Here is a 14,059-nt window from a genome sequence, read left to right on the forward strand (position 1 = left end):
GCGGCAAATATGTATCCATACTGAAACTTCTTAAACAATAACGGGGGAGTACAAATGGCAACAATATCAAAATACATGGCCGGAATCTCATGCAGTGTGACATTGAGCGCTTTGTTAGTTACCAGCGCCTTTGCAGCAGCTGAACGAGGATCGGAGCCGGAAGCAGAGGCTATGGTCAAGCAAGCTGTTGCACTGATTAAATCTGGCGGAACTGAAAAAGCCTATGCCACTTTTACTGATCATCCGAATGGCGCATTTAAAGACCGTGACTTGTATATTTTTGTCTACGACTTTAAAGGTAACTGTCTGGCGCAAGGTGCAAACCCTAAAATGGTCGGCAAAAATCTGGTTGGCTTAAAAGACGTTGACGGTAACGCTTTCATCCAAGGCATGATTAATGTCGTTAAAGAAAAACAAAAGGGCTGGTATGGTCCTTACAAGTTCACTAATCCTAATACAAAAGATTATGAATTGAAAAAATCGTATTGCGAAAAAGGTGAGGGCGAGACGATGGTCTGTGTCGGTACCTATGTCGTGAAATAAAAATTGACTGAAGTTGATGTCCGCTGACAAAGCCTGATCAAGTTTGATTTAGCTTGATTTAGGTTGATTTAGGTTGATAAAAAAAGACCTCCGACATTTCACTATGCCGGAGGTCTTTTTTTTGTGCTTTACCTTACTTGTCTGACTTTGCTTTATTTTCGCGCTATAAAAATCTCGTGTGCTTCCGTGTACAGTAATTGCGTAGATTATTAAACTAACAGCGCCGCAGTCAGTGACCGTACTTCTTCATCAGATTCTTCCAGAATGCTATTGAGAGTGCCGTCACCGACGACGAAGTCAATCTCTGATGCATATTGGATGGCAGCACTGTCGAAACGTATTTCTAATGGCGAATGGACGGATGCCAGTTCGTTCGCCAGCAGCAGCGTATCTCCCAGGGTCTCTGGCGGCATGGCGCGTAATCCATACCATAATGCCTCTACTGCATCGAGTACAGGTTGCGGCAGCAGCAGATTCTTTAAGACGACGCGTCCAATAATTGTTTCTGGCGTCTCTTCCGTGCTTTCGATAATGGTGTCCGCGAAAGCAGGTAGATCTGTTAATGGCGGTTGTAGTTGGTTGTCGAGCAGGCAGGGGAATTCTTCGGCGCGTGACAACATATAAAAACCACCAACCTCATGCACTATCCCGGCAAACATCGCGGTGTCAGGGTCAAGTTTGGTAATGCGTCGTGCGATGACTTGCGACAGAGCAGCGACTTGCGCAGTGTGTTCCCACAACTGGTTTGCCATCGCCCGTAACATAGGGTCTTTGCTGGTGCCAGCAAGTTGGCGTACCACTAAACTGGCAACGATAGAACGTAATGTTCTAAAGCCTAGCCGGGCAATTGCAGAACGTACATTAGTAATTTCTGTGCCCCGGCTATACGCGGCTGAATTGGCGATTGCCACTACGCGTGCCGCTAGCAGAGGCTCGTTCATGACCAACTTGGCCGCAGTATCGACACTACAATCAGGCGTATCCAGCACTTGCTGAATTTTGAGAGAGGCAGTCACGTTAGTAGAGAAAATTAATTCTCCGCGATTGGCCTCGGCGACGATACTGTTGAGGGCTTCCGTTTTATCCATGGCAGATTTCATATTGGCATTGGTATAAATACACACCGGCAGTGCCGGACCTGATTCCAATTCTGATTCTATACGACAGTAGTGTTACAAGAGCCTTAGCATAAGAGCTTTAATTTTAATATCAGCAAATATGCAAACTCATAGCCAACAAGCTGCTGTGCAACATACACATTGTCGTCATCGGCTATAAGTTATCACGAATATTGTAAATTATTCTATATCTTTTGTTGCTCCGCGATCCATCTATCCATCTTGGCTTCTAATAAAGCTAATGGCAAGGTGCCGTCACTCAAAATGGCATCATGAAAACTGCGTAAATTAAATTTTGTCCCCAGCTTACTCATAGCGCGCTGCCTGAGTTCCATTATTTTAAGTGAACCAATTTTATAGCCAAGCGCCTGACCCGGCCATGCCATATATCGTTCCGTAGCATTTAAGGCTGATGCCTCATCATACCCCAATGTTGCCTGAAGGTATTTAATTGTTTCTTCCCTTGTCCAACCTTTTGCATGCAAGCCTGTATCGACGACTAGACGTGATGCCCGTAACAACTCATCGGTCAAATGTCCCAGATAGGCATTTGGGTCTTCATATAAGCCCATCTCTTTACCCAAGGTTTCGGCATACAGCGCCCAACCCTCAGTGTAGGCGTTATTGCCGCCAAATTTGCGGAATTTAGGAATATCCAATTCTTGCATCAACGCCAAGTGGAAATGGTGTCCAGGCTGGCCTTCATGTAAAAACAAGGTGGTCATTTCTGTGGTCGGATATTCTTTAGGATCGTTAATCACAGCCCAAAAAACACCTGGGCGCGAACCATCAATTGCAGGCGCTGAGTAATGATCGGATGCGGTCAAACGGCTGATCTCTGGTTCAGGGCGAATATCCAGCGGCGATTTTGGGATTCGGCCAAACAGCTGCGGCAGCTTGGTTCTGATCACGGCATCAATACGGCGATATCCCGCTAATACATCTGCCTCGGTCTTAAACGGGCGATATTCGTTTTGCGTCGCAATCCATCCTGGCAAACCTTTTGGATCGCCGCTATAACCGAGTTTTGGTCCCAGTAAAACAAATTCATTTTGAATTCTGGCGACTTCTTTCAAACCGATCGCATGAATCGTTTCTGGATCGAGATTCGTGGTGGTCTGATCGCGCACCAAGGCCTGATACCATTTGGCGCCGTTCGGCAAAACGCCCAGTCCAGAACTGCTGCGGCTGGCAGCGAGGTAATCCGTTTGCATGAAAGTATTGAGCTTGCTCAGCGACGGCAAAATTTTCTGCGTAATCATGGCGCGATACGCCGCCGTCAGCCGCGTTTTATCGACATCACTAAAACTGGCGGGGAAGTTTTTAACCGGTGCGTAATAAGGATGATTTTCGGCCGATTCTGTGACCAGGACTTTTAACTGGGGCAGGGTAGAAACGACCAGCGCACGCGGTAAGACAATGCCTTTTTTGATCCCTTCACGCATATTCAAGATCGCCTGATCTATCCACGCTGGTAAATGAGAAACACGCTTCAAAAAGAGCTCATATTGGGCTGGCGTTTGTAGCGGTTGCGAGCTTTGTCCACCCGCAAAATTAGCCAGTGTCACAGGGATGCTGTCCATCTGATTGATCGGCATTAAGCGATCATTAAAACCTGCCATCGCTAACAATGATTGCACTTCATAATCGAGACAATCATAAGTCACCTGATCTGCCGCGCTGAGCGCAGCGCGAGGTATGCGTACCAACTCTTGCGCTACTTTTTTCACCATCGCTAATTGACGTGCTCTGACCGCTGGCACTAGCGTCATCGGCAATTGATCATCAAAACGGTTATCGCCATTGAAGGTTGCTGACAAGGGCTCAAAACCTGCTGCCTGGTTATAGTAATTTTCTGCAAGAGTATTAAGTTGCTTCCCTACTTTATTGGATGTTGGACTGGTCGCTGTCGTTAAATTTGCTTCCTTCTCTGCTTGATTAGCAAAGGCATTAGGACTTACCAGCAACGCTGTACTCAAGGAAATACTAAGGACGCCTAGAGAAAGATAAAGACCAGCAACATTAGAAAAACCAGGCAGAGAAGCAAACTTACGCATGTAATTCGTCCTAACAAAGGAAATAAAAATAAGAAGAAAGCTTAAATAAAAACAGCTAAAAAATAGCTAAGGAAAATAGACTATGCAGTGGCGCTATGGTGTCCGTCGCCACAAAATACTTATTCGCAGTTGACCATCCAAGGCACGCCAAACTGATCTATCAGCATGCCAAAGCGCGCCGCCCAAAATGTTTTATCCAAAGGCATGATGATTTTTTGTGCATTGATCGATAGCGCAGCAAACAGTCGCTCAGCCTCAGCCACATCATCAACACCGATCGATAAATTAACGCCCTTAATACCCTCATAAGCGTGGTCTGACATCGAATCCGAGCCCATCAAGGTTTGACCATTTAATTCCATCCGCATATGCATGATTAGCTGGGCAGCGGATGGCGGACACTGATCTGCCATCGGTGATTCGCCATACCGGTGGATCATCCCTATTTTGCCGCCTAAATGCTGTTCATAAAATTGGAAAGCGGTTTCACAATTGCCATTAAAGCTGAGGTAGGTATTGATTTGCATGATGGTCTCCTTGCGATGGATTGTGGTTTTTTTCGGATGGCTACGACGCAAATGCAGCGACTTTGAATCATACATCAGGCGCAGCTAGGAGTAGCTATTTGAAAGTAAGTTCCTTGTTAGCCAACGCTGTTGCAAAAACGGTGGCAAAAGTGGAGGCTAATAAATCGATATGCGACGTAGATGTTTGGCAATAATCTTCGACATTAACAGTGTAGCTTCTGAAATTTTTGGTAATAACTGCGGACAATAAGTTTGAAGAATACTCAGTCTTTAAATAATACTGGGGGTAGGTATATTTTAATCGTCCATAGGAATGCTGGTCTTTAAGATATTTTTGATAAAAATAAAGGGGAGTATATTGAACCTAGAAACGGCAGTTGACCGCTCATCAGTGTAATTAAGTATTTGATTCAATTGAATCATGTCAGTGTTTTCACCATCACCGTTTTGGCGAGAACGCTACGAATCTGATTGCCCACATTTTCGGCTCCCCAGCGGCGTTGCTCCTCGTTGCAAGGTGAAGCTTGCGCCTCGTCTCGCCTTGCTGGGAAACCGAAAAAATGCACACTCAGACTCGTCCAACTGCCCTTTCTAGGTTGAATGAAGATACTTTGAGACTTGCATAAAACAAGTGTATCGACCAAAAAAATCCCCGACGTATCGGGGATTTTTTACGAGGTGACTCTTAAAGGGATGATCCTTTGTCGCCTCAGTCCTTCGCTTTAAGCTAAACAGACAATTAAATACTCAATCAAACACTTTATACCGCAGGCGCATTCACAGCAGCCAGTTCTGCCAGCAAACGCGTTCTCAGCTTATTGTCTTGCGGCGCAACGCCGAAGCCAGAGAGTCGGTTGCCGGAATCGTAGAAACGGCTAATCGTCGTAGCTTCTTCTTTCTCCGTTTCCCAGCGTCCATTTGCAACTGCATGCGGTGCAGGTGGAATTAGTGCAACGGGGTAGCTCGGAGTTTTGACGATCACTGGCGCTGGTTTCAGGTCGATGCTGGTCGACTCACCGGTCAGGCTGCGGGCAATCGCGCGGGCGGCTGTCATGATGGGCGCAATATAGGGCAATACTTGCTGTACCCCGTTGCCCATGCTGTACTGAGCACAATCGCCTAGTGCAAATACGTTGTCAGCGCTGGTCAATCCATACACATCAATCAAAATCCCGCGATCGGTGTTGATATTAGAGGCGCTTGCCAGACGCAAGTCCGGGCGTAGTCCGACTGCGGATAAGACAATATCTGCCTGAATTTGCTTGCCATTTGCCAGGCTAACTTGCAAGGCATCGCTCTCCGCCATATTAGTTACTAAGGCATCCACGCTACTGGCGGTAGTCCCTAGTTCTAAACGGATACCGCGTTGCAGTAATGCCGTTTGTAAACCTTCTGAAATTGCTTGCGGTGCTAGTGCTGCTAACGGCAACACATTGGGGTCAACCAGAGTGACGGCATGCCCCGCACTGGCCAAATCATCGGCAAATTCACAGCCGATTAAACCTGCACCCAAAATCACGACGCTGGCTTTCTCGCCTTTACTGGTCATTTTGTCCCGCAATGCGGTGTAGTCAGTAATGTTGTTGACCGACAGTACTTGGTGGGCGGCATTGCCCGCAATTGGCAAGCGGATTGCCTGAGCACCTAATGCGATGACGAGCTGACTGTACTCAAATTTACCGGCTTTAGTGACGACTGTTTTTGCTGCTGTATCGATATGATCGACCGTCATTTTAGTCAGCAAAGTGGCGCTGACTTGCGCCGCCATTTGTTCCGCACTCTGGCTGATCAAATCCCTGGCTTGCTTGTTTTGCGCAAACGCGTTGGACAGCATAGGTTTGGAATAAAAACCGCCATCATCGGCTGTGATGATTAGCAGAGGCGTTGTTTTGTCCAGCTTGCGGAATTCACGAGCCACGCTGTAGCCAGCTAAGCCGGTACCGATGATGACGATAGGATTCATCTTAGATCGCTACCATGTCGAAGTCAGCCTTGGCGACGCCACAATCCGGGCATTCCCAGTCGGCTGGGATGTCGTCCCAAAGGGTGCCGGCAGCGATGCCATCTTCTGGCATACCTACTGACTCATCATAGATAAAACCGCAAACAACACATTGATATGTTTTCATACAATTCTCAATTCTTAAAAAGGTAAATAGATGACGTTATAGATCACTATATAGATCAATATGGCGACGATAAAATTAAGCTTGGGCTGCTGCTAATACGGCGCGATAGTGATTGGCATGGCGTTCCTCTACCTTAGCCAATGCGGCGAAACGTTTTGCCGCAATTTCTAAAGTCCGCTTGAATTGTTCTGCGTGGACTTTGGATTCTGCGATTTGTTCGTCGTATTCCGCAACGGCAGCGTGATTGCCTTCTTCTATCGCTAAGTGGCGGAATTTTGGATACATCTCAGTATATTCATAGGTTTCGCCTTCGATGGCGATTTCTAAGGATTTTTCTGGCGTCAATTGATCTTTAGGGTACAGCAAATCAAGGTGACCAAATGCGTGCATGATCTCTTGCTCTGCAGTGGTTTCAAATGCAAGTGCGATATCTTCTGCACCAGCAGCGCGTGCCAGTTTAGCGAAATAGCGATATTTAATATGGGCCATCGACTCGCCTGCAAATGCGGCTTCGAGGTTTTGGATGGTGACGGATGGGTTGGCTACATTACTCATTTGGCTCTCCTGGATGAAAATCGATACTACGAATGTAAATTGCAATGGATGTTGCTTCGGCTGTTTCTTCGGCTGTTTCTTCCGATGTCTGTTCGGATATTTCCGCGATCAAGGCTGGTTTGCTTTTGATTGCTATCAATCTGAAACGAATGATAGAAAATATTAATCAATTTGGGAAATTGATTGTTTCTTTCTATTTGATAGTTAATTGCTATAGTGTTTTGGGTTTACTTTTATTTTAGCTAAGATTTGAATGAAATCCAGGATTGAGCCTAGCTTTAAATCCCGCTTGAAATTCAACTGGCCTCCCTAGATTTTTACTAGCTCAGCATAAAAAAACGCATTAAGTTATGCGTAAAAGTCATGAGAGTCGTACAAATACGTATAAAGTTAGAGTATTCCCTCTGCTAAAATCACAGACCAACCGACAGATTGCAGTAAATAAACAATAAGAGAGGCAACAAAGCATGGATTCGTCAGTAGATCAAAAAGAACTAATGCGTCAACAATTGCGCCAGGCTGCGCTGGAATACCATGAGTTTCCAACCCCGGGCAAAATCAGCGTTACTCCCACTAAACAATTGACAAATCAGCGCGATCTGGCGTTGGCCTACTCTCCAGGTGTTGCCTCGCCCTGTGAAGAAATCGTCGCTGACCCAGCCAATGCCTTTAAATACACGGCCCGCGGTAATCTGGTTGGCGTGATCACAAACGGTACTGCCGTCTTGGGTTTAGGCAATATTGGACCGCTGGCATCCAAGCCAGTGATGGAAGGGAAGGGCGTTCTGTTCAAAAAATTTGCCGGTATTGATGTCTTCGATATCGAAATCAATGAGCTTGATCCTGACAAATTAGTCGATATCATCGCCTCGCTGGAGCCGACCTTTGGCGGGATTAATCTAGAAGATATCAAAGCGCCGGAATGTTTTTATATCGAGCGTAAATTGCGTGACCGCATGAAGATTCCGGTCTTCCATGATGATCAGCACGGTACCGCGATCATTGTTGGCGCGGCGATTTTAAATGGTCTGAAAGTCGTCGGTAAAGATATCAAAAACTGTAAACTGGTAGTTTCTGGCGCAGGGGCTGCGGCGCTGGCTTGTCTGGATCTGATCGTTGATCTTGGCTTCCCGTTAGAAAATATTTTTGTCACGGATCTGGCTGGTGTCGTCTACAAAGGCCGTGCCGAATTGATGGACCCGGACAAAGAACGCTTCGCGCAAGAAACCAGCGCCCGTAGTTTGAAAGAAGTGATTCCTGGTGCCGATATTTTCCTCGGTTTGTCTGCCGCTGGAGTGCTCAAGCAAGACATGGTTAAAGCGATGGCGGACAGACCGTTGATTTTTGCTCTGGCAAATCCAACGCCAGAGATTTTGCCTGAGGAAGTGAAAGCCGTCCGTGATGACGCCATTATGGCAACTGGGCGTTCTGATTTCCCCAATCAAGTTAACAACGTGTTGTGCTTCCCATACATCTTCCGCGGTGCCTTAGATTGCGGCGCAACGACGATTACGCGTGAGATGGAAATCGCGGTCGTCCATGCCATTGCAGAGCTGGCGCAGGCAGAGCAATCTGACGTCGTCGCTTCTGCTTACGGCATCAGCAATTTATCGTTTGGTCCAGAGTATCTGATCCCTAAACCGTTTGATCCGCGCTTGATGATCAAGATCGCACCTGCGGTTGCCAAGGCGGCAGAAGAGTCTGGCGTGGCAGCGCGTCCGATCAAAGACATGCAGGCTTATGCCGACAAGTTGCAGCAGTTTGTGTACCACAGCGGTACCTTTATGAAGCCGCTATTCCAGGTGGCGAAAAAAGCACCGGACGAGCGCAAACGTATTGTCTATGCCGAAGGCGAAGAAGAGCGTGTACTGCGCGCGGTGCAAGTGATTGTGGATGAAAAATTGGCTAAGCCGATTTTGGTTGGACGCCCGAATATTCTGGATCAGCGTATCGAAAAATTTGGTCTGCGTTTAAAAGCCGGCGTCGATTTTGAAGTCATCAATCCTGAGTTTGATCCACGTTACCGCGACTACTGGCAGTCGTATCATGAGATCACTTGCCGCAAAGGCGTGACCGAGCAATATGCTAAGTTAGAAATGCGTCGCCGCCACAGCTTGATCGGCGCAATGATGATCCACAAGGGCGATGCCGATGGCATGATTTGCGGCACATTTGGCACCACTAATTTGCACCTGAAATATATCAACGAGGTATTAGGCAAACGGGAAGGCGTCAAAGTAAATGCGGCGATGAACTGCCTAATTTTGCCAGACCGTCAGGTGGTTTTGGTGGATACGCATGTGAATGAAAATCCAACTGCAGAGCAAATCGCAGAGATTACTATTCTGGCGGCAGAAGAAATGCGTCGTTTTGGATTATTACCAAAAGCTGCTCTGTTATCGCATTCTAATTTTGGTTCTAGCAATAGCGAATCCGCACAAAAAATGCGGGCGGCATTAGCGATCATTCAGCGTGATGCGCCAGATCTGGAAATCGATGGCGAGATGCATGGCGATACCGCGTTGGACTCAGCCTATCGTAAAAAAATGATGCCAAATACGACGCTCAGTGGTGATGCTAATTTGCTGGTGATGCCAAATATTGATGCAGCCAATATTTCTTATAACTTGCTCAAAACTACCGCTGGTAACAACATTGCGATCGGTCCGATTTTGTTGGGTTGCGCTAGGCCAGTCCATATTCTGACGCCATCAGCGACGGTACGCCGTATCGTGAATATGACAGCCTTGTGCGTGGTGGATGCGGTAGCGCAGCGTTAATTTAGTATGCTGGATGGTGTAAAAACTTGAGGCGAGTTATTTAAATCAGGTCGCTCCCAAAATAAAAAAGCCGGACATCTTTTGTAGATGCCCGGCTTTTTTTATTGATCTATTCGTTTGCATTTTTTGTCGCTTTTTTGTCGCCTTTTCGTCGAATTTTCGTCGAATTTTTGTCATTCCCGTACACGTATGCAGTGACTAATTCAGCGACAGAAAGATTCAATTGATTAGCCTCAATTGTTGATTATCATTGAGTTTGAATTGATGTACGACGTTGGCCAGATTAGCCGCCTGATCTTGCAGTGATTGCGCCGCTGCTGCTGCCTGTTCTACTAAGGCCGCATTTTGCTGAGTAGCTTCATCCATCTGGACTATCGCATCATTCACTTGCTGGATGCCAGAACTTTGCTCTTGTCCTGCTAAGGTAATCTCGCCCACGATCGTCACTACGCGTTTGACGCTGGCGACAATTTCTACCATGGTAGCACCAGCTTTTTCTACCAGCTTGCTACCGTTATCGACTTTTTCTACCGAATCATCAATCAAGGTTTTAATCTCTTTGGCGGCACTTGCGCTTCTTTGTGCCAGATTACGCACCTCGGAGGCAACCACCGCAAAGCCGCGTCCTTGCTCACCTGCACGAGCCGCTTCTACCGCAGCGTTCAGCGCCAGAATATTGGTCTGGAAAGCGATGCTATCAATCACGCTGATGATGTCCACAATTTTTTTGGAAGATTCGTTAATCGAGCCCATGCGCTCAACGACTTGATCAACCACCATGCCGCCCTGTACTGCAATATCAGATGCAGATACGGCTAACTGATTTGCCTGACGCGCACTCTCCGCGTTGTGTCTGACGGTTGCTGTGAGTTCTTCTATTGTTGAGGCCGTTTCTTCTAATGATCCTGCCTGTTGTTCAGTGCGGTTGGATAAGTCGAGGTTGCCAGTGGCGATTTCTGCCGAGGCATTGGCAATGGTGTCAGTACCTGCTCTGACCTGACTTACAATTTTGAGTAAGTTATCGTTCATCGCCTGAAGTGATCTGAGTAACTGACCCGTCTCATCACGTGCGCCGGACTCAATGTGTGAGGTCAGATCACCCGAGGCTATGGTCTCGGCAATATCCACCGCCTGACTGAGTGGTCTAGTAATGCCGACCGCAAGACGCCAGGCAAGCAACCATCCAAGGACAAATAAAACGCTACCCAAGCTGATTAAAATATTACGACTTTGATCCTCAATTTGCTGAACACTGTCTGCCATCTGATTGATCGTTGTGCGTTGCATATCGAGTAGTTGCTGTAATAAATCCAGATAACTTTTTGCGGCAGGAGTGAAGTCTTTTTCTAACATTTGATTAGCTTCATCCACTTGCCCATCTACTTTTGCTTTGGCAATGGCATCGCGCGCGATGATGTATTTTTTGCGCGTGATACTCAGTTCGTTAAATAATTTTTTCTCTTCATCCGAGCTTAATAAACCTTCCAAGGTTTTTTGTAACTCGGTAGATACTTTGCTGGCTGCGGTTGCATCATTGGCAAAAAACGCGCTTAGATTGCTGTCCGTGCTTTTTGCAATTGCGGTTGTGCGAATCACGCTGGTGCGGATTGTCCTATACCAGTCAGAGACGACACGCTCTTTGGTGAGTGGCGTTTTTAAAATATTTTCTGTGGTGGTGGCGACCTTAGATATCTGCCAGATACTGATGACTAATAAGACCATCATAAATAGCAAGATCAGCGCAAATCCTAAACCAAGACGCTTACCGATTTTCATATTAGCGAAAAAATTCATATTTTTTCCCATCAAGATGGTGGAGTAACGACGCAGGATAGCGAATTGAAGTAACGGAGAACGAATGCCGAATGGAGCAGGAATACGGTGCTATCGCGTCGTTTTTGACGCTAACAGTGAATGCAGAATTATCCTTAATCAGCATCATGATCAAGACCACGGACATTGAGATTAGATGTTGTTGTGATTGCAGTTTGATCTTATGCCTAACAAGTCATTGAAGGCAATTTTTGTTTTGCTAATATTTGTAGCGTCAGCGCAACGTTTGAAATGTGCACGTCATATTTGTGGGGTTCTGAACAAACACTAGGATGGGCAAGGTGCCCAACTCTTGAAAAATACGGCTCATCGCTATGTTGGCCTGAGTATCAGCTTGCAAAACCGGACGCGATAGTTGCTCCGCTGTTCGAATTATTGGGATTGAATTAGAGATCTGACTTGACTCAATGCACGCGAATTTATCTCTGATATTTTTGATACTCCCACTATGTATAAATAAGTGTCCATATATTAATTGGACAATAAGCCTATTTTTTTAAAAATAGTTGGGGAGTATATGTAATTCCTTTTCGTGGCACGGATGCAAAATTATTCCGGCAAGGCGTTGCAATGCTGCAGTCGCAATTTTGCGGAAGACTTATTCAGCGATGACGCAGCTCCCCAAACGCTGACCTATTGTTTGATCGGCACGCGCCCGGTCGCAACGACGCTGGAGGCGCGCTCGCAATGTCCCGGTTGATCATCAAAAAACATATGTGGCTTAAACGCAGCGAGTACGGCTGATTTATGCACGCCACCCATAAAGAAGGTTTCGTCGATGGCGATGTTCCAGGCGCGTAGGGTACGGATGACGCGTTCATGGGCTGGTGATGAGCGCGCTGTTACTAGCGCAGTGCGTAGAGGAAAGGCTCTACCATCGGGCGTTTTAAAATTATTTTGCAAGTAGGATAGGGCGACCAGCAGGCGGGCAAACGGGCCTTCCGGTAAGGGTTTGCTGGCATTGTCGCGTTCGTGTTGCTCAAATGCCTCGATGCCTTGTTCCTGAAAAATTCGTTCAGACTCATCCGAGAAAATCACGGCGTCGCCATCGAAGGCTATACGGATCTGATCCAGTTCTTGTTGCGGGTTATCTGGCATGCGATACAGCAAGGCTGCTGCGACTCCCGAATTAATCGCTGCCTGCACATCATCCTCATGCAAGGACAAAAACAAGCTGAGATTGAATGCCTGCAAATACGGCGATAAGGACGCTCCGCCGACCAAGGCGGCACGCGAGATATCTAACCCATAGTGTTTAATGGAATTAAAAATCCGCAATGAGGTCTCTGAAGAATTACGCGACATGATGACAACCTCGACCAGTCTATGACTCGGCGTCAGAGTATTCAGATGTAGCAGCGCTTTGACCAGCGCAAAACCGGCTCCGGGCTTAAGTATCGTATTTTCATGCGCGAGTTGGTGCTGGCGATAAACCGCCAACCCCTCGTTTTGGAAGATGGCTTCTTCTACTTCCAGATCAAACAGTGCGCGGGAAGAGATGCCGATGACTAACAGATTGTCGAGAGAAAAAGCCATGTTGTGGTTGATCTGAGCGATAGTGGATTGAAGTTGAAAACGAATGAATAAAGCGAGTGAGGACAGCGTACAAAATTCTGATGCATGAAGACAACGAAGGTTGTCGCTACGAACGGCTCAGAATCTGCGTCCAGACGGTCATTATTCCAGCCCGATCCGGCTATCAAATTGTTGCAGGACTTCTAACTCGACTAGCTTGAGCATATTGGCGTTAGTGCTTTCTAAAACAACCAGTGGCGCAACGCCTTCAGCCAATGCTTCCAGCCAGCGATTGGCACATAGGCACCATTGATCGCCAGGTTGCAGACCAGGGAAATTCCATTCCAGTCGTGGCGTACTTAAATCATTTCCACGGCTTTTACTGAACGCTAAAAACGTTGCCGTCATGATCGCGCAAACAATGTGTGTACCGACATCTTCCTCATTGGTCTTGCAGCAGCCGTCACGGAAAAAACCTGTCAGCGGATCAAATGAGCATGGAACGAGGGGCTGTCCGAAGACATTCAGAGCAGGTGTTGACGAGGAGTTGGAGTTTGCCATATCAGTCAGTTACTTTCGTTTGGGTACGTTTTTTTGCCCACGATAACATTGCCGGCCCGAATAAACGAGAGATGGTATGACGGTATTTTGCAAAAAAACGATAAGAGAGAACGAGTATAGGGCGCAACCAAGGGCGTGTGTAAATCCACGCCAGTAGTTTTAAGTCCGTGCGTTGGTAGGCTGCCGCAAATACGTCCACACCGATAAGTGTCACAGTATCTTTGCCATCGCCTTCCAGCCGCCCATGTATCTGCGCCATCGCTTGCTCACAACTAATCTGGTAGCGATCAGACTGATAATGCTGATCAGCGATATCGACAAACCGGAGCAAGTCGCGTTGATTTTTAGACCGTAGCAGCACAATCTCTGCAAGGCATAAAGGGCATGCGCCGTCATAAAAAATAGTCAGTGTTTGCACGTCGAATTCCTGTTGCGATTACT

12 protein-coding genes are annotated in these 14,059 nt (G+C 46.9%); 2 read left to right on the plus strand and 10 right to left on the minus strand.

The features are described 5' to 3' along the window. The first annotated feature begins 54 nt into the window (after positions 1–54). The gene (locus QN395_RS00245) at positions 55–543 is read left to right on the plus strand and encodes a cache domain-containing protein (RefSeq protein ID WP_322119477.1); all 489 of its coding nucleotides are present in this window, start codon (positions 55–57) and stop codon (positions 541–543) included. A gap of 209 nt (positions 544–752) precedes the next feature. Here the strand turns inward: QN395_RS00245 and QN395_RS00250 are convergent, their stop codons facing one another. The 6 genes from QN395_RS00250 to QN395_RS00275 form a co-directional block, all read right to left on the minus strand. Continuing rightward, complete coding sequence (locus QN395_RS00250) at positions 753–1,631, minus strand: HDOD domain-containing protein (protein WP_322121603.1); 879 nt, start codon at positions 1,629–1,631, stop codon at positions 753–755. A gap of 215 nt (positions 1,632–1,846) precedes the next feature. Then, positions 1,847–3,718, minus strand: a complete 1,872-nt coding sequence (locus tag QN395_RS00255; RefSeq protein WP_322119476.1) for a DUF885 domain-containing protein — start codon at positions 3,716–3,718, stop codon at positions 1,847–1,849. 119 nt (positions 3,719–3,837) lie between these two features. Beyond that, entirely contained in the window at positions 3,838–4,245 is a 408-nt protein-coding gene (locus QN395_RS00260) for a VOC family protein (RefSeq protein WP_322119475.1), read from the minus strand. A 760-nt stretch (positions 4,246–5,005) separates the two neighbouring features. Further along, positions 5,006–6,208 (minus strand): FAD-dependent oxidoreductase, encoded by a 1,203-nt coding sequence (locus tag QN395_RS00265; RefSeq protein ID WP_322119474.1) that lies wholly within the window; start codon positions 6,206–6,208, stop codon positions 5,006–5,008. Position 6,209: 1 nt separating this feature from the next. After that, positions 6,210–6,374, minus strand: coding sequence for a rubredoxin (locus QN395_RS00270; protein WP_322119473.1), 165 nt, complete (start codon positions 6,372–6,374; stop codon positions 6,210–6,212). A 75-nt stretch (positions 6,375–6,449) separates the two neighbouring features. Then, a complete protein-coding gene (locus tag QN395_RS00275) occupies positions 6,450–6,929 on the minus strand; it encodes a rubrerythrin family protein (RefSeq protein WP_322119472.1) in 480 nt (159 codons plus the stop codon). A gap of 467 nt (positions 6,930–7,396) precedes the next feature. Here QN395_RS00275 and QN395_RS00280 point away from each other — a divergent pair, with 467 nt between their 5' ends. Further along, positions 7,397–9,709, plus strand: coding sequence for an NADP-dependent malic enzyme (locus QN395_RS00280; protein WP_322119471.1), 2,313 nt, complete (start codon positions 7,397–7,399; stop codon positions 9,707–9,709). Between the two features lie 219 nt (positions 9,710–9,928). On the opposite strand, the gene QN395_RS00285 is transcribed toward QN395_RS00280, so the two are convergent. The 4 genes from QN395_RS00285 to QN395_RS00300 all read right to left on the minus strand — a co-directional run bounded on the left by QN395_RS00285 (position 9,929) and on the right by QN395_RS00300 (position 14,036). After that, on the minus strand, positions 9,929–11,503 hold the full coding sequence (locus tag QN395_RS00285) for a methyl-accepting chemotaxis protein (protein ID WP_322119470.1): 1,575 nt from the start codon (positions 11,501–11,503) through the stop codon (positions 9,929–9,931). A 672-nt stretch (positions 11,504–12,175) separates the two neighbouring features. Further along, positions 12,176–13,078, minus strand: a complete 903-nt coding sequence (locus QN395_RS00290) for a 5'-nucleotidase (protein WP_322119469.1) — start codon at positions 13,076–13,078, stop codon at positions 12,176–12,178. A 141-nt stretch (positions 13,079–13,219) separates the two neighbouring features. Then, entirely contained in the window at positions 13,220–13,618 is a 399-nt protein-coding gene (locus tag QN395_RS00295; RefSeq protein WP_322119468.1) for a DUF2237 domain-containing protein, read from the minus strand. A gap of 1 nt (position 13,619) precedes the next feature. Beyond that, complete coding sequence (locus QN395_RS00300; protein ID WP_322119467.1) at positions 13,620–14,036, minus strand: DUF393 domain-containing protein; 417 nt, start codon at positions 14,034–14,036, stop codon at positions 13,620–13,622. Positions 14,037–14,059: the final 23 nt, after the last annotated feature.

The sequence above is a fragment of the Undibacterium sp. RTI2.2 genome, from assembly GCF_035018705.1.
In the GTDB taxonomy this organism is placed as follows: domain Bacteria; phylum Pseudomonadota; class Gammaproteobacteria; order Burkholderiales; family Burkholderiaceae_D; genus Undibacterium.

Bases quoted from the DNA above. Each gene is read 5' to 3' on its own strand.
- QN395_RS00285 (WP_322119470.1), bottom strand. From the start codon at position 11,503: ATGAATTTTTTCGCTAATATGAAAATCGGTAAGCGTCTTGGTTTAGGA.
- QN395_RS00255 (WP_322119476.1), bottom strand. From the start codon at position 3,718: ATGCGTAAGTTTGCTTCTCTGCCTGGTTTTTCTAATGTTGCTGGTCTT.
- QN395_RS00295 (WP_322119468.1), bottom strand. From the start codon at position 13,618: ATGGCAAACTCCAACTCCTCGTCAACACCTGCTCTGAATGTCTTCGGA.
- QN395_RS00275 (WP_322119472.1), bottom strand. From the start codon at position 6,929: ATGAGTAATGTAGCCAACCCATCCGTCACCATCCAAAACCTCGAAGCC.
- QN395_RS00290 (WP_322119469.1), bottom strand. From the start codon at position 13,078: ATGGCTTTTTCTCTCGACAATCTGTTAGTCATCGGCATCTCTTCCCGC.
- QN395_RS00280 (WP_322119471.1), top strand. From the start codon at position 7,397: ATGGATTCGTCAGTAGATCAAAAAGAACTAATGCGTCAACAATTGCGC.
- QN395_RS00250 (WP_322121603.1), bottom strand. From the start codon at position 1,631: ATGGATAAAACGGAAGCCCTCAACAGTATCGTCGCCGAGGCCAATCGC.
- QN395_RS00245 (WP_322119477.1), top strand. From the start codon at position 55: ATGGCAACAATATCAAAATACATGGCCGGAATCTCATGCAGTGTGACA.
- QN395_RS00270 (WP_322119473.1), bottom strand. From the start codon at position 6,374: ATGAAAACATATCAATGTGTTGTTTGCGGTTTTATCTATGATGAGTCA.
- QN395_RS00265 (WP_322119474.1), bottom strand. From the start codon at position 6,208: ATGAATCCTATCGTCATCATCGGTACCGGCTTAGCTGGCTACAGCGTG.
- QN395_RS00260 (WP_322119475.1), bottom strand. From the start codon at position 4,245: ATGCAAATCAATACCTACCTCAGCTTTAATGGCAATTGTGAAACCGCT.